This is a genomic window from Desulfofundulus luciae (assembly GCF_030813795.1).
Taxonomy (GTDB): domain Bacteria; phylum Bacillota; class Desulfotomaculia; order Desulfotomaculales; family Desulfovirgulaceae; genus Desulfofundulus; species Desulfofundulus luciae.
The window spans coordinates 1-18,479 of the sequence record NZ_JAUSUX010000026.1 but is presented as its reverse complement, the minus strand read 5'-3'; the positions used below and the strand labels follow the sequence as shown (position 1 = coordinate 18,479).

Sequence of the window (18,479 nt, the reverse complement as noted above, 5' to 3'; positions counted from 1 at the left end):
CGTCCGCTCCTTAGCGACGGCCTCCGCCCATACACCCCTTTGGGTCCTGCAACGGTATCATTAAGAGGAAAAGGGTAATCCGCGTTTAAACAATAACGGGAGGGTTGAACTGAAGTGGTGGACAAAAGGCTCTGGCGGGAGGCCCGGGCAGGGCGTTTTTTGCTGGCCCTGACCGTAGGGTTGGGCCTGGGGGCGGGTCTTTTAGCGGTGGTCCAGGCGGGATGTATTGCCCGGGTGGTGAGCCGGGTTTTTCTCGAGGGGCAGGACTTGAGCGGGGTATGGCCCTTGCTTTTGGCCCTCCTGGGGGTCATTATTTTTCGGGCTATGCTGGCCTGGATAAGTGAAGTTATGGCTTTCCGGGTGGCCGCCCGGATCAAACACGACCTGCGCCAGCGTCTCCTGGAGCACCTGTTGGCCCTGGGTCCGGTTTATGTACGGGGGGAGCAGCGCAGCGGGGAACTGGTCAATCTCCTGGTGGAGGGAGTCGAAGCGGTAGAAACCTATTTCGCCCGCTACCTGCCCCAGTTGGCCCTGGCCGCCCTGGTGCCCCTGGCCGTCCTGGGGTTTGTCTTTCCCCTGGATCTAACGTCGGGGTTCATTTTACTTTTTACCGCTCCCCTCATTCCTTTATTTATGTACCTGATCAGCGGTTGGGCCCAGACCCTTACCCGGCAACAGTGGGAAACTTTGAGCCGGATGAACGCCCACTTCCTGGACGTTTTGCAGGGTCTCTCCACTTTGAAAATCTTTGGCCGGAGCAAGGCCCAGGCCCGGGTCATTGCCCTGATTAGCGACCGTTTCCGTAAAACCTCCCTGGGCGTATTGCGGGTGGCCTTTCTTTCCGCCCTGGCGCTGGAATTCCTGGCCACCATCAGTACCGCTCTGGTGGCGGTTACGGTGGCCTTGCGCCTGGTCTACGCGCGAATCCCCTTTGAAGAGGCCCTGTTTCTTTTGCTCCTGGCCCCGGAATTTTACCTGCCCTTCAAGCTTTTAGGCACATATTTTCATGCCGGCCTGGCCGGGGTCAGCGCGGCCGGCCGCATTTTCGCCCTGCTGGAAACTCCGGCGGGGGAAGGGGCCCTGCCACAGGAAAAGGCCCTTCATATCGAACAGTCTGCCTTAAGAGAAACGGCCCTGTCGCAGGAAAAGGGACTGCACATCCATTTCCGGGATGTACATTTCTCCTACGAGGGCGGGGAACGGCCGGCATTGCGGGGAATCTCCTTTGAGCTGGCACCCGGGGAACGGGTGGCCCTGGTAGGACCCAGCGGGGCGGGGAAGAGTACCGTAGCCAGCCTGCTTTTGCGGTTTATAGAGCCCCAGAGCGGCCGGATCACCGTGAACGGTGTCCCCCTGGAGCAGATTTCCGCAGGCCAGTGGCGGCGTTATGTGGCCCTGGTGCCCCAGCATCCCCATCTTTTTTACGGGAACGTGGCCGGTAACATCCGCCTGGGTCGCCCCGGGGCTTCCATGGAAGAGGTGGTGGAAGCGGCCCGGCTGGCCGGGGCACACCCCTTTATCCAGGGCCTGCCCCGGGGGTATGACACCCCTGTGGGCGAAGGGGGAATCCGCTTGAGCGGCGGGCAGGCCCGGCTCCTGGCTATAGCCCGGGCCTTTCTCAAGAATGCGCCCCTATTAATTCTGGACGAAGCCACTGCCGGCCTGGATCCCGCCACGGAGGAGCTGGTCCGCCAGGCCCTGGAACGCCTGATGGCGGGGCGCACGGTGCTGGTTATTGCCCACCGCCTGGCCACCGTTTACCGGGCCCACCGCATCCTGGTCCTGCAGGGAGGGCGGGTGGTGGAAACAGGGCAGCACGAGGAACTCCTCAAACGGCAGGGGGTCTACCGGCGCCTGGTCGGCGCCTACGGGGGTGTCCAATGATGGGAGTTTTTATCCGTCTTTTGGTCTTGATTGCCCCACACTGGAAGGCCATGCTTTTAGGGGTCATTCTTGGTTTTTTAACCGTGGGCAGCAGCATTGGCTTAATGGCCACTGCGGCATTTTTAATTGCCAGTGCCGCCCTGCATCCACCGGTTTCGGAATTGCTGGTGGTTTCCACCGGGGTGCGCTTCTGCGGGATTTCCCGGGCGGTGTGCCGCTACCTGGAGCGTTATCTTACCCATGATGCCACCTTCCGGGTGCTGGGCCGCCTCCGCGCCTGGGTTTACCAGTCCATTGAACCTCTGGCCCCGGCCGGGCTGGTGGATTACCGCAGCGGAGACCTCCTGGCCCGTATGGTGGCCGATGTGGAAACCCTGGAGCGCTTTTACCTGCGGGTGCTGGCTCCGCCGCTGGTGGCCATTTTCGTGCTGGCGGGAACCTTTGCCTTTTTAGCCAGGTTTGAGCTCAGGCTGGCCTTGATCCTGTTAGGGTTTTACCTGGTTGCCGGTGTGGTAGCGCCCCTTTTAATCAGGAGGTTTAGCAGGGGCCTGGGCCAGCGGATGGTGGAGGTCAGGGCAGAGCTTAACGCCCATCTGGTGGACGCCATCGATGGTGTGACGGAGATTTTGGCCTTTGGCCAGGAAGAGCGGCAAAAAAAACGGGTCGGAGCGCTCGGCCGGCAGTTGCTGGGTCTGCAGGGGCGGGTGGCCGGTCTTGGCGGGCTTTCCAATGCCATCCTGAGCCTGGCCATGAACCTGGCCCTGTGGTCGATCCTGTTGCTGGCCATCCCCATGGTGGCCGGGGGTAAACTGGACGGGGTCTACCTGGCCATGCTGGTCCTGGGAGCCCTGAGCAGCTTCGAAGCCGTTCTGCCCCTGCCCATGGTTTTTCAGCACCTTGAGGAAAGCCTGGTGGCAGGAAAAAGGCTTTTAGCCCTTGCCGGCGCCGGGCCGGTGGTTGCCGGGCCGCCCGGACCCTCGCCCGCTCCTGAAGGGTACGGCCTGCGGGTGGAGAGGCTGCGCTTTCGCTATGCCGAAGGCGAACCCTATGTTTTAGACGGGGTGGATTTCGTACTGCCGGCAGGGGGCCGCCTGGCCATTGTCGGCCCCAGCGGGGCAGGAAAAAGCACCATAGTGAACCTGCTCCTGCGCTTCTGGGATTACCAGGAAGGGGTCATTTACCTGGGGGGACACGAGCTTAAAAAGTATTCCCCGGAGGACCTGCGGCACCTGCTGGGGGTGGTTACCCAGCACACCCATCTTTTCAACGCCACCATTCGGGAAAACCTCCTGCTGGCCAGGCCCGGAGCCAGCGAGGAGGAACTCATTGCGGCTGCCCGCCGCGCCCAAATTCACGATTTTATTCAAACCCTTCCCCGGGGGTACGATACCTGCGTGGGGGAAGGGGGCTTTAAACTTTCCGGTGGTCAGCGCCAGCGGCTGGCTATTGCCCGGGCCCTGCTTAAAAATGCCCCCATCCTGGTGCTGGACGAGGCTACCGCCGGTCTTGATCCGGTAACGGAGCGGGAAATAATGGGTGCCGTCTACTTCTTGATGCAGGGGCGTACCACCCTGGTGATCACCCATCGCCTGGTGGGTATGGAGGTTATGGACAAGATTCTGGTTCTTGACGGCGGGCGGGTGGTGGAACGGGGGCGGCACGAGGAGCTTCTACGGTACAATGGGCTCTACCGCCGGCTGTGGGATCTGCAGCACCAGGTCCTGGCCAGGTAAAGTTTTTATATATGTGTCAAAGATTTAGCCAGGTTACGGTTTGCCGAAAGGAAAATTTCCTGGTATGGTAAATATGTTGGAGGTAAAAATTATGTTGGCACAGATAGCTTAACATAGCCACTTGTTTCCTGAGGAGTCAAAGACCATGCAGAACATGGAGATCTCATGGGCCTTCCGGGAGCTGGCAGATCTATTGGAATTTGAGGGCGAGGATTTTTTCAAAATCCGGGCCTACCGGCGGGCGGCCAGAGCGATTGCCGGCCTTGAAGAACCGGTTGAAGAGCTGTACCGCCGGGGAACCCTGGCCAGGGTTCCCGGCATCGGCAAAAACATCCTGGCCAAAATTGATGAGCTAATTACTACCGGGGAGATGAAAAAACTGCAGGAGCTCCGCCGGAAATGGCCTTCGGGAATTCTGGAAGTGATGGCCCTGCCGGGTATCGGGCCGAAACGGGCCCGGTTCTTACATGAGCAGTTGGGCATCACCTCCCTGGCTGAGCTGGAAGAGGCGGCCCGCCAGAAAAAAGTGCGGGCGCTTAGAGGAATGGGGGTCAAAACCGAACAGGAAATCCTGCGCAGCATCGAGCTGGTGCGCAGCCGGCGGGGGCGCATCCTTTTGCCTTTGGCCCGGGAAATAGCCGGTGAGCTGGCCTCCTACATTCAGGATACGCCGGGTGTGTATAAGGTAACAGTGGCGGGGGGGATCCGGCGCTGGCAGGAAACGGTTGATGAAATCCTGCTGGTGGCTGCGGCTGAAGAACCGGAGCCGTTATTTGATACTCTGGCGGCATATCGCCGGGTAAGGGAAGTGCTGGTGCGGGAGAGTGGCCGGATGCGGGTCCAGACCTGGTGGGGGGTGCCCGTAGAACTGCGCGTGGTTGGCCTGCCGGCCTACGGGGCTGCCCTGTTGTGGGCCACGGGAAGCGCCGAACACTGGCGCCAGTTACAGGCCCTGGCCGCCAAAAGGGGCTATCATCTGGATATGCGGGGACTGGTTGGTGCAGATTCTCCTTCGGGCAATGATGAGTCCGTCCTTGAAAATGCTCCCGCCCCCGTTCCTCCTGTTCCCGGGGCACCTCTGCCACGGGAGGAAGAGTACATCTACCGCCGGCTGGGCTTGTGGCCCGTGCCTCCTGAATTGCGGGAAGGCAGGGGAGAGGTGGAACTGGCCGCTCTAGGGGATCCGCCCCGGCTTTTAGAGGTTAAGGACGTAAAGGGCGACCTGCACGTGCACAGCGACTGGAGCGACGGGGCCAATTCCATCTTCCAGATGGTACAGCGGGCAAAGGAGAAGGGTTACCGTTATGTGGCCATTACCGACCACTCCCGTTCCCTCACCGTTGCCCGGGGCCTGTCCCTGGAGCGTCTGCAGGAACAACACCGCCTGATAGAGGAACTGAACGAAAAGGAGAAGGACTTTCGCATCCTCACGGGGATTGAAGTGGACATTCTGGCCAGGGGCGGCCTTGACTTTCCCGACGAAGTGCTGGCCGAAATCGACGTGGTGGTGGCCTCGGTACACAGCGGCTTTCGCCAGGATAAAGAGAACCTGACCAGCCGGGTCCTGCAGGCCATCGAAAATGAGCACGTGGACATTATCGGGCACCCCACCGGCCGCCTTTTAGGCGAGCGGGAGGCCTACGCCCTGGACGTGGAAAGGGTCCTGGAAGCGGCGGCAAAATACGGAAAGATCCTGGAAATCAACTCTTCTCCCGACCGCCTGGACCTTAACGAGCACTATGCCCGCCTGGCCCGGGACTACGGCGTGAAGCTGGCTGTGAATACCGATGCCCACGATTTAAGGCGCCTGGATGAGATGCCCTACGGGGTGGCCGTGGCGCGCCGGGCCTGGCTGGGTCCGGAGGACGTGGTGAACACCCTGGACCTGCCGGATTTATTAAAACTGCTGGGGAAGCAGTAGGGGGTAGTATGGGGGAAAAGACAATCGATTTCTCACTGGTCCTGCCCCGCTCTTTTTACGAGCGGGATACCGTTCTGGTGGCCCGGGAATTAATCGGGCACTACCTGGTTCATGACAGTGGCGAAGGCTTGACGGCTGGCCTGATTGTGGAAACGGAGGCCTATTTGCAGGGGGACCCTGCCTGTCACGCCTCCCGGGGGATGACCCCGCGGAACCGGGTGATGTTTGGCCCGCCCGGCCATGCCTACGTGTATTTTATTTACGGTATGCACTACTGCTTTAACGTGGTCACCCGGGAAGAAGGGGTTGGTGAGGCGGTTTTGATCAGGGCCCTGGAACCGGTGGCGGGGATTGAGCTCATGCGGGCCAGGAGGGGGCGGGAAAAACTGGCCGAGTTGTGCAGCGGGCCGGCCCGCCTGGTGCAGGCCATGGGCATCACCCGGGAGCATAACGGTTGCGATTTAACTAAAGGCCCGCTTTTCCTCTGCCGGGGGGAGGGGAAACCTCTCCCGGTGGTCACCACCACCCGCATCGGCATAAAAGAAGGATCTGATCTGCCTTTGCGTTTTTATCTGCGGGACAGTGCCTATGTTTCAAAAAAATGATTGCGCTAGCCGGCTTTTTTTTAACATTTTAGCAACAATTACGTAGAGGTTTTGTAAATCCTGAATGCTATAGTGTTAGCAGAACAAAAACCAAAAAGGAGTGGTGGTCATGAAGAAACGGTTTTGGTTCCTGGTAGTTGTGGCCCTGATAGTAGCACTGGCTGTACCTGCGGCCTATGCGGCGGTTGCCGGAAATGACCGGATTGACGGCAATGTCAGCCAGAATGCTCAAGTGCCGACCAGCTTCTTCGATCAAATGTTTCAGCAGCATCTGTACTGGGTCGACCAGGCTGAACAAAGTGGTCAGGTAACACCGGATCAGGCCAGGGCTTGGCGCCAGCACTTTCAGTACATGAGGGAATTTCATAACCAATACGGCATGGGTCCCATGATGGGCGGCATGATGGGTGGCTTCTAAGGAAAGAATAATAAAGGCGTTAGCCTGCTGATAGTGGATGTTTCCATACTAAGCCAGAACCCGCGCGGGAGTGGCTATGTCTTCCCGCGCTTAAAATGAGCAAAGGAGGGAGAAAAAAATGATGTACTATGGATTTGGCAACTGGCTTGGCAACCTTGGCTGGGGTCTGGCTATGCTGCTGTACATGCTCCTTCCCCTGGCCCTTCTGTTAGGTTTAATTTACCTGGGCTTTTATTTGTGGGAACGGCGCAACAAAAATAATGTGGTAACAACCGGTCCGGATCCAGTGGAAGTTGTAAAAATGCGCTATGCTCGGGGGGAAATTTCTGCTGAAGAATACCACCGGCTGAAAGAAGAGCTGCGCAAAGAATAAATAAAGGGTGTCTACGACGGGATATTGTATTTACGGGAGCCGTATGAAACCCTTTCCATTGACATGCCACACATGTAGAAAATATCTTCTGTACTATGGAACATTTTACCAGTGGCTGTGCATACCTTGTATTAAAGCTGATAAGCCTCAGAAGAAAGGAGGAAAACATATGGCTCCCGATCCTGGTTACTATTACTATGGCCGATTCTCCTTCATCCTCTTCCTGATTCTGATCCTGTTGTTCTTTGGCCGCGGATTCTTCCCCTATGATGCCTCATAACAGCTAAGACCTCCCGGGCCGGGCGCTTTTAAATTATGCGCCCGGCTTTTTAACGCAGGAAATTACCACGGTCAGGGCGAAGTTTACAAAATAGCATGAGGAAATTGGCAATTAAAGCCGGGAGATTTTTGTTAAGCGCCATTGGAAAGATAAATATAGAAGACCCCGAATATAAAGAACAGGAGGATGCAGATGAAGATCCGGGAAATCTACGAACTGGCTATTGCCAAAGGCATGGAAAACGATCCCCGCGGCCTGGAGGCCGTACAAAAATTCCTGGCCCGGGAAAAGGAAAAGTACGAAAAAATGAAGGAAGATGAGAAAGAGGAATATGACCTGGAGCGGCTGGTCAATCCCTACGATGACACCCGCGTTTTGGTGGGTGATCCGGAAAGGGAAGTGCGCCGGGTGCTGGTGGGTATTGATATGGAAGTGGGGGAAGTTTTGCTGGCCGACCGGCTGGGGGAAAAGGGCCGGCCGGTGGACCTGATCATCTCCCATCACCCGGAAGGGAAGGCCATGGCCTCCCTCTACCAGGTGATGCACCTGCAGGAGGATGTGCTGGCCCGCTTTGGCGTGCCCATTAACGTGGCCGAGGGAATCATGTCCTCCCGGATTGCCGAGGTCAAGCGGAGCATCCTGCCCTTGAACCACAACCGGGCCGTGGATGCCGCACAGATTTTAGGGCTGGCTTTCATGAGTGTGCACACGGCTGCCGATAACCTGGTGGCTTCCTACCTGCAGAAGCTGATGGATGAAAAGCAGCCGGAAACGCTGGGGGATGTTTTAAAACTGCTCAAGGAACAGCCCGAATACAGGGAGGCCATAAAATATAAGGCCGGCCCGACCATTGTGGTGGGAGCCAGGGAACGCCGTGCCGGCAGGATCATGGTGGACATGACCGGGGGCACCAGCGGCTCGGAGGATGCCTACGCCAAGCTGGCCCAGGCCGGGGTGGGAACGCTTCTGGTCATGCATATGGGCGAAAAGCACCGTAAAGAGGCGGAAAAAAACCACATCAACGTAATCATTGCCGGCCACATGGCCAGCGATTCCCTGGGCATGAACCTGTTTCTGGACGAACTGGAGGCCAGGGGCGTGGAAATCATTCCCTGCGCGGGGCTCTTAAGATTCAGCCGCCGGTCTTAGCATTGGAGGGAGCAGCCTTTGACCCGGTCCGCTAAACCCGAACTGCTGGCCCCGGCCGGAGATTGGGAGGCATTGGTGGCGGCGGTACAAAATGGTGCCGATGCCGTTTACCTGGGCGGCAAACTGTATAACGCCCGGCAGGGTGCGGCCAATTTTGATCACGAGGAACTGCAACGGGCTGTAGATTACGCCCACATCCGGGGTGTAAAGGTCTACGTTACCGTCAATATCCTCCTGTCGGATGAAGAGCTGGAAGATGCGGCTCGCTTTCTCCATTTTCTGCAGCAGGCCGGAGCCGACGGGGTGATCTTGCAGGATCTGGGGTTGGCGAACCTGGCCCGGCAGGTGCTTCCCGAGTTGCCCCTGCATGCCAGCACCCAGATGACCGTCCATAACCGGGCGGGAGTGGAAAAACTCCTGGCCCTGGGTTTCCGGCGGGTGGTGCTGGCCCGGGAAATGAGTTTAAAAGAGATCAGGGATATCAAGGAGGCTACCGGCGCCGAGCTGGAGGTTTTCATCCACGGCGCCCTCTGCATTTGTTACTCCGGCCAGTGCCTTCTGTCCAGTATGATCGGCGGCCGCAGCGGTAACCGGGGCCGCTGTGCCCAACCCTGCCGCCTGCGCTATACCCTGGTGGATGAAAGGGGGCGGCCGGTGGTGGATTCCCGGGAAGTAGGGGAGTACCTGTTGAGCCCGCGGGATCTCAACCTCTCCGGGCACCTGCCCGATCTCATCCGCGCAGGGATAAGCTCCTTTAAAATAGAAGGGCGCATGAAACGACCGGAGTACGTAGCCACAGTGGTAAGGATCTACCGGAACCTCATCGACCGGGCCATGGTGGAGGAGGATTTTTACATTACGCCGGAAGAGGCCAGGGATCTGGCCCAAATTTTTAACCGTGACTTTACCACCGGCTACTTTTACGGCCGTCCCGGGTACGAACTGATGAGTTATAAGCGGCCCAACAACCGGGGGCTATTCCTCGGCCGCGTGGTTCGCTACCACCCCCATACCCGCCGGGCGGAAGTGGCCCTGGAAGAGCCCCTGCGGGTAGGGGACGGGGTGGAGGTTTGGGTGAGCCGGGGCGGCCGGGTGGGTGTGGAAGTGCATGCCATCTGGGAGAAGGGTCGGCAGGTGGAACAGGCCCCGGCCGGTAGTGTGGTGGAGATTTCCCTGCCCCGGGAGGTGCGGCCCCAGGACCGCCTGTTCAAAACCCACGATGCGTTTTTAATGGAACGGGCCCGGGCTACCTTTGCCTCCCCCCGGGAGGTGCGCAAGAGACCGGTAACATTCCACGTGAGAGTCCGGCTGGGGGAGCCGTTCCGGGTGCGGGTCGAGGACGATGCCGGGCACAGCGGGTTGGGAACCGGCCTTACTCCCGCTCAGCCGGCGGTCAAAAGACCCCTGACCCCCGAGTTTTTAAAAGAACAGCTCGACCGCCTGGGGAATACCCCCTTTGCCTTGAAGGATGTGCGCTGCGAGCTGGACGATAATGTCATTGTGCCCGTGGGGGAAATTAACGAGGCCCGTCGCCAAGCCTTAGAGGAGATGGAGGCGGCCATTATCAAATCGGCCCGGCCGGCACCTCCCTTACCGGAGGATGTCTTTGCGCGCAGACTGGCGGGGGCCCGGGTGAAGGCCACGGGCCGGGCCCTACCCGCCGGCTGGTCTCCTGGCAAACGGCCTTTGCTTTCCATAGCGGTTACCGACCTGGCCTCCCTGGAGGCCGCCGTTTCTGCCGGGGTGGATCAGGTCTATTTTGGAGGAGAAAGTTTTCGCTCCGGTCCTCCCGTGGGGGAAGAAGAAATCCGCCGGGGGGCGGAAATCTGCAAAAAACATGGTGTTCGCTTTATCCTTTCCACGCCCCGGATAATCCATGACCCGGAAATGGCTGCCGTGGAGCGGCTGCTGGATCTGGCCACAAACCTGCCGGCCCAGGGCGTACTGGCGGGGAACCTCGGATTAATTGACCGGGTAGCCCGCACGGGCCTGCCCTTGTATGCCGACCTGGCCTTCAACGTTTTCAACCTCCGTACCGCCGCTTATCTTTTAGACCAGGGTGCCGTCCAGCTGGCTCTCTCCCCGGAATTGACCATGGAGCAGGTGGCCGCCCTGGTGAGCGGGGGGCATTTTGCCGCCGAGGTCCTGGTCCAGGGGGCGGTGGAGTTGATGGTTTCCCGGTATTGCGCCCTGGGGAGCCTTTTAGGGGGCCTGGCTCCCGGCCGGAACTGCAGCAGTCCCTGCTGTGGCCGTCGCTGTGCCCTCAAGGACCGGGTGGGAGCCGTTTTCCCCCTGGAAGTGGACCAGTTTTGCCGCATGCATCTGTTTAATTCCCGGGATCTCTGCCTGGTGAACGACGTGCACAAATTTGCGGAGATGGGCGTAGCCGCCTTGCGTATCGACGGCCGGGGACGGGGGGCGGAATATGCCCGGGTCACCGTGGACGCCTACCGCCGGGCCCTCTCCTTGAACCCGGCCGGGGATGCCGGCGAGCTTACCCGGCTGCGGGAACGCCTGCAGCAATACAGTCCCGCCGGCCTGACCAGGGGTCATTACTACCGGGGGGTGGAATGAACCACCCCTTTAATTTTCCGGGTGCAACTAACTGGCGGAAGTGCTATGATAATAGGGGATCAACTATGGATGAGCGTACACTAAAACGACTGGAATACGACAAAGTGCTGGAACACCTGGCCCGGTACACCATTTCTCCCCTGGGCCGGGAACGGGTCTTCTCCTTGCGCCCGGTAACGGACAGGCAGGCCATTCATACCATGCTGGCCCAAACCACCCAGGCCAGGGAACTCCTGCGCCTGGAGCCCGGCACCGAGCTGGGAGGGTGGCATGATATTCGCCAGTACCTCCAGAGGGTCGTCCGGGGTGCCGTGCTGGAACCACAGGAGCTCTTTGAAATAGGCCAGACCCTGGGGGCCTGCCGGAGAATCAGGAGGTTTTTTGCCGATCGCCCGGGGCGCTACCCCCTTCTGGAAGAGATTGCCCTTAATATAGGTAATTTCAGCGAATTGGAGAAGAAAATCGGCAGGGCCATTTTGCCCGGAGGTGAGATCGCTGACGATGCCTCCGCGACCCTGTCCACCATCCGGCGCCGGCTCCAGCGCGCCCAGCAACAGGTGAAGGAGCAACTGGAAAATATCGTCCGTTCCCCTGCCTACCAGAAGTACCTGCAGGATCCGATAGTCACCATCCGGGAAGGGCGCTATGTGGTGCCCGTGAAGCAGGAATACCGGGCCCAGGTGCCGGGAATAGTCCACGACCAGTCGGCCAGCGGCGCCACCCTTTTCATCGAGCCCATGGCCGTGGTGGAAAGCAACAATGAGGTGCGCCGCCTGCAGGTGGCGGAAAAACAGGAAATCGCCAGGATTTTAGGCGAGCTTTCCGGCGCCGTGGCGGCAAGGGGTGAGGAGCTGGCCCTGTCCCTGGAGGCCCTGGGTCAGATGGACTTTATCATGGCCCGGGCCCGTTACAGCGAGCATCTGGATGCTGTAGGGCCCCGGTTGCTCCCGGCGCCCAGGCTAAATTTAAGGCAGGCCCGGCACCCGTTGCTCTCCGGCAACGTGGTTCCCATATCCATTCATTTGGGTTACCAGTTTGATACCCTGGTTATCACCGGCCCCAACACCGGTGGAAAGACCGTGACTTTAAAAACGGTTGGCCTGCTTGCCCTGATGGCCCAGTCGGGCTTGCACATCCCCGCCGGCGAGGGTAGTGAATTGGGCATTTTTGATGAAGTCTTTGCGGACATCGGGGACGAACAGAGCATTGAACAATCGCTGAGCACCTTTTCTTCTCATCTCACCAACATTGTACAAATTTTAAACCAGGCCGGCCAGGGCAGCCTGGTTCTCCTGGATGAACTGGGCGCCGGTACCGATCCGGTCGAAGGAGCGGCCCTGGCCCAGGCCATCCTGGAAAGGCTGCACGAAACGGGCGCCAAAACCGTGGCCACCACCCATTACAGCGAATTAAAGAACTTTGCCTGTGCCCGGGAACGGGTGGAAAATGCCAGTGTGGAATTTGATGCCGTCACTTTGAAGCCCACCTACCGGCTGTTGATTGGCAAGCCCGGTTCGAGCAATGCCTTTGAGATAGCTCTCAGGCTGGGTCTGGCCCCGGACCTGGTGGAGCGGGCCAGGAGCTTCATGACCGCAGAACAAGTACAGGTGGCCGACCTCATGCAACAGCTGGAACGGGCCCGCCAGCAGGCGGAACGGGAGCTGGAGGAGGCCCGGCACATGCGGCAGGAGGCTGAAGAATTGAAAGAACGGTACCGGGCCTTAAGGGATGAGCTGGCTGCGCGGCGGGAAAGCATTCTGTCCCGGGCCCGGGAAGAGGCCCGGCAGCTCGTTAAACGGGCCAGGCAGGAGTCGGAAGAGGCCATAAAGGAACTGCGAGCGCGGCTGGCCGATGAAGCGGCCAGGGTACGGGAGGAGGCCATCAGGGAGGCCAGGGAGAAGCTGGCGGGAATGCAGGAGCGCCTACAACCCCGGACTACAGTTTCTAGACCGGACCCGGGTGTGATTCCCGAATCGGTGAGCGTAGGTCAAACAGTCTTTTTGCCCCGGTTTAACCAGCGGGGTACTGTGGTGGCCCTGCCGGAGGCAGGGGAAGTACAGGTACAGGTAGGTATGATCAAAATCAATGTACCCCTTGCGGAACTGCGCTTGCCAGCAGAAGATGAGACTTCCCGGGGGGAGGTGCGGGTGGCTTCACTGGTACAGGATAAAACCCGCTCCATTTCCACCAGGCTCGACCTGCGGGGCCTGCGGGCAGAAGAAGCCCTGCAGGAGGTGGAGAAGTACCTGGACGATGCCACTTTAGCCGGGTTATCCCGGGTCTACCTGGTTCACGGCAAAGGTACCGGAGCCCTGCGGGCGGCCATCCAGCAGCAGTTGAAAACGGACCGGCGCGTAAAATCCTTCCGGTTGGGCGAGCATGGTGAAGGGGGTACGGGGGTTACCGTTGTGGAGCTGGTTTGATAAAGGGTAAGGGGCCGGCTGCTATCCGGCAGCAACGGCCCCTTGACTTTTTGTTCTCTTATTCGGCCCACTTTTTATTGCGGAACCAATCCAGGCCGGGGTTAATTTCTTCCCGCAGCACCCTTATCGGTCCCTGGCCGTTTCTCCTTTGTCCCTGTGGTTCCGGAAGCTGGTTTAGCCCCGTGTCGGACTGGCCCGGCGGATTGGGCTGGCCGGGCGGAGCCGGAATTACCTCCCCGGGTTGTCCGGGCTGGCCCGGCTGGTCTGGTTGACCCGGGCTCTCCGGAGGTGGTGCCGGCTCTTCGGCTGTGTGTAACGTGCAGACCGTCGTGGGTACCCGCTGGGCATAGTCCTCGACAAAGCTGGGTACGTTATAGGGCAGTTTGATCATCACTTTAGTGATCCGGTCCGGACAATACTGGTTGGGGAGCTGACCGGTAGTGGCACATACTTCTACCAGCACATGGGTATCATCAACCCGGGTGGGTACGGCTCCCTGGGCAAAAAGATCGGAAACCAGGTCGGAAGGAGGCGTATTGGGACCCGGCAGCAGCCCCGATTTGCTGTCCACCGTGGCGCTGACGATCCCCCCGGGCCTGGGGAAGTCCCGTACCGGTGTGTTTTTAAGAGCCTGGGTCATGATTTGACGCCAGATAAGGGCCGGGTAGCGCCCGCCGAATTCGTGGGGCATGGCCCTGGGCTTGTCGTAGCCGATCCACACCACCCCTACCAGCTCCGGGGTGTATCCGGCAAACCACAGATCCTTACCCTGGTCCGAGGTGCCCGTTTTGCCCGCCGCAGGACGACCTATTCTGGCGTTAGTGCCGGTGCCGCTTTCTATAACGGTTTTGAGCATGTCTGTAATAAGGTATGCGGTGGTTGCCTTCATAGCCTGGACAGGTTTTGGTTGGTATTCATAAATAACGTGGCCGCTGGCATCTTCCACCCGGGTGATGGCCGTGGGCTCCAAGTATATGCCCTGGTTGGCAAAAGCACCGTAAGCGGCGGCCATCTGCAAAGGGGTGACGCCCTCGTGCAGGCCTCCCAGGGCCATGCTGGGGCCGTGGGTGTTGGGGTTGAGGTTGATGCCCAGCCCCCGGGCAAACTTAAGGGCATTGGCAATTCCCACGTGTTCCATGAGCACCCTGACGGCCACCACATTAATGGACTTGGCTATAGCGGTGCGCATGGTAACCAGGCCCCGGTAACGCCCGTCGTAATTCCGGGGGGTATAGTTGCCGTATTTTACCGGGATGTCGTCAATTACCGAGGCTGGGGCCATCCCCTTGTATTCAATAGCCGGGCCATAGGCAATGATTGGTTTGAAAGTGGAGCCTGGTTGCCTCCCCGGGGCCATGGTTGCCCGGTTCCATTGCAGCCGGTGGGTGTGCTCCCGGCCGCCTACAATGGCTTTTATGTACCCCGTATGGGGATCGAGTACCACTACAGCCCCTTCGGGTTGAAGAATACCCTGGTTATCCCGTACCGAGGCCGGAAAATTCCGTGGGTCGGACATGGCCTTCTCCGCAGCCTCTTGTATTACCGGGTCCAGTGTGGTGTATACCCGCAGGCCTCCCTTAAAAACCTGTTCTGTCCCATATTTATTCACCAGTTGTTCCGTTACATAGTCCACAAAATAGGGATAGGGGTACTGCTGCCCTTTTCCCGGCTTGAGCATATCATCCAGTTGAATGGCCCTGGCCTGGGCCGCCTCTTCGGCAGTAATAAACCCGTAGCGGGCCATGTTGTCCAGAACCAGGTTGCGCCGCCTGATGGCCCCTTCGGGGTTGCGGAAAGGGCTGTAGGCGCTGGGTGCCTGGACCAAACCCGCTAAAAGAGCGCCCTCTGATAAGGTAAGCTCCCTGGCCGGTTTATTGAAGTATGTCTCGGCGGCAGACTGAATGCCATAGGCTCCCTCGCCAAAATACACCTTGTTTAAGTACATCTCCAGGATTTCGTCTTTGGTGTAGCGCCTTTCCACCATGACGGCCAGGATAACCTGCTGAATCTTTCTTTTAAAAGTCCGTTCGTGGCTCAAGAAAGACAGCTTGACCAGTTGCTGGGTAATGGTGCTACCGCCTTCCTGGATGCGGCCGCCGGTAATATCCGTCCAGGCCGCCCGCGCGATCCCCCGCAGGTCCACGCCATGATGCTGGTAAAAGCGCACGTCCTCAATGGCCAGGAAGGCCTCCTGGACATGTTTGGGTATGTCCTTAAGGTCTACCGGTACGCGGTTTTCCTCGCCTACCCTGGTGATCAGCTCATTATTTTGATCATAAAGGGAAGTGGATGCACTGGAGAGCAATTTTTCTTCACTCCAGGCGGGCAGGTCCCTGATGCTAACGGCAATCAGCCCAAGCGCCGCCCCGCCGCTGGCAATCATGAGCAACAGGAATAAAGAAATGAACAGGCGAAAGACATTCAACCTTCTTTTCTTTTTTCTGGCCAATGTTCTTGCCTCCTACTGACTTTCATACCAGCATTATAACATAACTGGCATAAAGTTTAATCCCCCATCCCCCGCCAGGAGACTGCCTTGTCAGGTAGCTCTGCGTTTTGATATAATGTAGTGACCTGGAAAGGCAGGCGAAAGGAGAAGAAAAATGCTCGGCATAGATAAACAACTGGAGATCATCAAGCGGGGTGCCGCAGAGATCATTTCCGAAGAGGAACTGGTGCAGAAGCTCAAGCGGTCCCTCTCCACGGGCCGCCCATTGCGGGTGAAGCTGGGCCTGGATCCCACGGCTCCCGATATTCATCTTGGCCATACCGTGGTTCTTCAAAAAATGCGGCAGTTCCAGGAACTGGGCCACGAAACGATTATTATTCTGGGGGATTATACCGCCCGCATCGGCGATCCCACGGGGAAAACCGAAACCCGCAAACAGCTCAGCGAAGAAGAGGTGCTGGCCAATGCCCGCACCTATGAAAGACAAATTTTCAAGATTTTAGATCCAGAGCGAACCAAATTGGTTTTCAACAGCCAGTGGCTGGCACCCCTTACTTTTGCCCAGGTTATCGAACTGGCGGCAAAGTATACTGTCGCCCGCATGCTGGAGCGGGAAGATTTTGCCCGCCGCTTCCGGGAAGGCCTGCCCATCAGCATTCACGAGTTTTTCTACCCCCTCATGCAGGGTTATGATTCGGTAGCCCTGGAAGCGGATATCGAGCTGGGGGGAACAGACCAGAAGTTTAACCTGCTCATGGGCAGGACGCTGCAAAGGGAATACGGTCAGGAGCCCCAGGTAGCCATCATGATGCCCATTCTGGAAGGTCTGGACGGCGTGCAGAAGATGAGCAAAAGCCTGGGGAACTACATTGGCATCGATGAGCCGCCCCGGGAAATGTACGGGAAAACCATGTCCCTGCCCGATGAGCTTATGGTACGTTACTTTGAACTGGTTACCTCTGTACCCCTGGAAGAGGTTCGCAGCATTGCCGCCGGACTGGTCGATGGCAGCCTGCATCCCCGGGATGTCAAAATGCGACTGGCCCGGGAGATAGTAACTTTTTATCACGGGAAAGAGGCGGCGCTAAAGGCCGAGGAAGAATTCAAGCGCGTTTTCCAGCAGCACGATCTGCCCGATGAAGTGCCTGAATTTCATGTCTCGCCGGGCATGCTGGAAGACGGCGGCATCTGGCTGCCCAGGTTACTCCAGCAGGCCGGCATGGTGTCCAGTACCAGCGAGGGCAGGCGGTTAATCCAGCAGGGAGGAGTCAAGATCAACGGGGAAAAAGTCGAAGACCCCAACTTGAAACTGGTCCCGGCGGACGGCATGATCATCCGGGCCGGGAAGCGGAAATTTTTAAGATTGGTCTGCCGCTCCTAAAAAAAGACTAGTATGCGTTGCCGGCTTTGGGCCGGCTCTTTTTTTTTCTATAAAGTAGATACCCATGACGCTTCAGTACAGCTTATCTGTCCAGACCGGGTTACATATAATGTTTCAAGAACAATCATGGCAAGATTTACTCCATAAAAGGAACAAAATGCTTCCCACCGGAAATAAAAACCGGAGCCTCTAAAAAGGAAAGAGGTGACCCGTTTGTTTAGAAGGCGCAGGAATTACCGGGCCTTTGTTGCCTGGACCATGTTTTTTTTCCTGCTCCTGGGCATGTTCCTGTGGGTTGACCGGATCCTGCAGCCCACCATCTTTAAAATAGCCGAGACCCGGGCCATCCAGATGGCCACCGAGGCCATTAACGGGGCGGTGCAGCGGAAGGTTTTCGACAGCAACCTGCAATACCAGGACTTCGTTCAGGTGCACAAAGATAACCAGGGGCATATAGTATTGATGCAGGCCAACACCTTAAAAATTAACCAGTTTGCCGCAGACGTTACTTTAATGGTTCAATCTGCCCTGCAGCAGTTGTCACGGGAATCACTGCGTATTCCCCTGGGTCAAATTACCGGCACCCAGTTGCTGGCCGGCTATGGCCCCCGCATTCCGGTGGGCATCGTACCGGTGGGCAGTGTGCGGGTGAGGGTGGACGACCGTTTTGAACAGGCCGGTATCAACCAGACGCGGCACCGCATATATTTGGACTTTAATGCTGAAGTGCGCATTGTAGTCCCTCCCCGCAGTGCCACCGCGCAGTTGGCCACCCGCGTGCCCCTGGTGGAAAGCATTATTGTGGGCCAGGTACCGGGTACCTTTGTTAACATTCCGGGGGGCCTTTTAAGCGGGCAGAGCATTAATCCAGGTAACAATCCTTAAAGAATAATGTGTATAAAATTTTTTTCGCGGAGAAAAAATTATTGACGCCATTACACTCGCCGTACTATATTGTTAAACGCCGTCCCGGGTGCGATACAATCGGTACCAGAAATTACAGGTTGATCTGTGTCATGCGTTATGCTACATTAGAGGATGTCGCCATTAAAATGGCGTCAATAAAGTACATTAAGGGGAAAACCCCCTTGACGAAGTCACAATGGGAATGTTAACATATTTTTAACAGCCTTGCCTGCCGGCACAAAAAAGTGTTGACAGAGGTCGGATGGGCGAGTAAAATACAAAAGTGTCGGTCCTTGAAAACTAAACAGGGAGGAAGAAGGAAAGGGGAAGGTATGGCGGAAGCGCCTTTAAGAGGTGCGGAAGCGGCCTGAACCTTGCAGGAA

At 58.0% G+C, this 18,479-nt stretch carries 12 protein-coding genes; 11 read left to right on the top strand and 1 reads right to left on the bottom strand.

What is annotated here, in order from left to right; genetic code table 11:
• The first annotated feature begins 114 nt into the window (after positions 1 to 114).
• From cydD to J2Z49_RS12445, 9 genes are all read left to right on the top strand, one after another.
• Complete coding sequence (gene cydD, locus J2Z49_RS12485) at positions 115 to 1,884, top strand: thiol reductant ABC exporter subunit CydD (protein ID WP_307403279.1); 1,770 nt, start codon at positions 115 to 117, stop codon at positions 1,882 to 1,884.
• On the top strand, positions 1,884 to 3,617 hold the full coding sequence (gene cydC, locus J2Z49_RS12480) for a thiol reductant ABC exporter subunit CydC (RefSeq protein ID WP_307403292.1): 1,734 nt from the start codon (positions 1,884 to 1,886) through the stop codon (positions 3,615 to 3,617). Before cydD ends, cydC begins: the two co-directional genes overlap by 1 nt.
• A 145-nt stretch (positions 3,618 to 3,762) precedes the next feature.
• On the top strand, positions 3,763 to 5,538 hold the full coding sequence (locus J2Z49_RS12475) for a PHP domain-containing protein (RefSeq protein ID WP_307403278.1): 1,776 nt from the start codon (positions 3,763 to 3,765) through the stop codon (positions 5,536 to 5,538).
• Positions 5,539 to 5,546: 8 nt separating this feature from the next.
• Positions 5,547 to 6,143: a DNA-3-methyladenine glycosylase gene (locus J2Z49_RS12470; protein ID WP_013821776.1), complete on the top strand. Its 597-nt coding sequence runs from the start codon at positions 5,547 to 5,549 to the stop codon at positions 6,141 to 6,143.
• Positions 6,144 to 6,252: 109 nt separating this feature from the next.
• A complete protein-coding gene (locus tag J2Z49_RS12465) occupies positions 6,253 to 6,561 on the top strand; it encodes a hypothetical protein (RefSeq protein ID WP_307403277.1) in 309 nt (102 codons plus the stop codon).
• Between the two features lie 118 nt (positions 6,562 to 6,679).
• Positions 6,680 to 6,934, top strand: a complete 255-nt coding sequence (locus tag J2Z49_RS12460; RefSeq protein ID WP_307403276.1) for an SHOCT domain-containing protein — start codon at positions 6,680 to 6,682, stop codon at positions 6,932 to 6,934.
• A 472-nt stretch (positions 6,935 to 7,406) separates the two neighbouring features.
• Entirely contained in the window at positions 7,407 to 8,363 is a 957-nt protein-coding gene (locus J2Z49_RS12455) for a Nif3-like dinuclear metal center hexameric protein (RefSeq protein ID WP_307403275.1), read from the top strand.
• A gap of 18 nt (positions 8,364 to 8,381) precedes the next feature.
• On the top strand, positions 8,382 to 10,937 hold the full coding sequence (locus J2Z49_RS12450) for a DUF3656 domain-containing U32 family peptidase (RefSeq protein ID WP_307403274.1): 2,556 nt from the start codon (positions 8,382 to 8,384) through the stop codon (positions 10,935 to 10,937).
• Between the two features lie 65 nt (positions 10,938 to 11,002).
• Positions 11,003 to 13,360, top strand: coding sequence for an endonuclease MutS2 (locus J2Z49_RS12445; RefSeq protein ID WP_307403273.1), 2,358 nt, complete (start codon positions 11,003 to 11,005; stop codon positions 13,358 to 13,360).
• A gap of 58 nt (positions 13,361 to 13,418) precedes the next feature.
• Here the strand turns inward: J2Z49_RS12445 and J2Z49_RS12440 are convergent, their stop codons facing one another.
• Positions 13,419 to 15,809 (bottom strand): transglycosylase domain-containing protein, encoded by a 2,391-nt coding sequence (locus tag J2Z49_RS12440; RefSeq protein WP_307403272.1) that lies wholly within the window; start codon positions 15,807 to 15,809, stop codon positions 13,419 to 13,421.
• Positions 15,810 to 15,963: 154 nt separating this feature from the next.
• Here J2Z49_RS12440 and tyrS point away from each other — a divergent pair, with 154 nt between their 5' ends.
• Positions 15,964 to 17,190, top strand: a complete 1,227-nt coding sequence (gene tyrS, locus J2Z49_RS12435) for a tyrosine--tRNA ligase (RefSeq protein ID WP_307403271.1) — start codon at positions 15,964 to 15,966, stop codon at positions 17,188 to 17,190.
• Positions 17,191 to 17,403: 213 nt separating this feature from the next.
• Positions 17,404 to 18,075: a sporulation protein YunB gene (yunB, locus tag J2Z49_RS12430; protein ID WP_307403270.1), complete on the top strand. Its 672-nt coding sequence runs from the start codon at positions 17,404 to 17,406 to the stop codon at positions 18,073 to 18,075.
• The last annotated feature ends 404 nt before the right edge of the window (positions 18,076 to 18,479 follow it).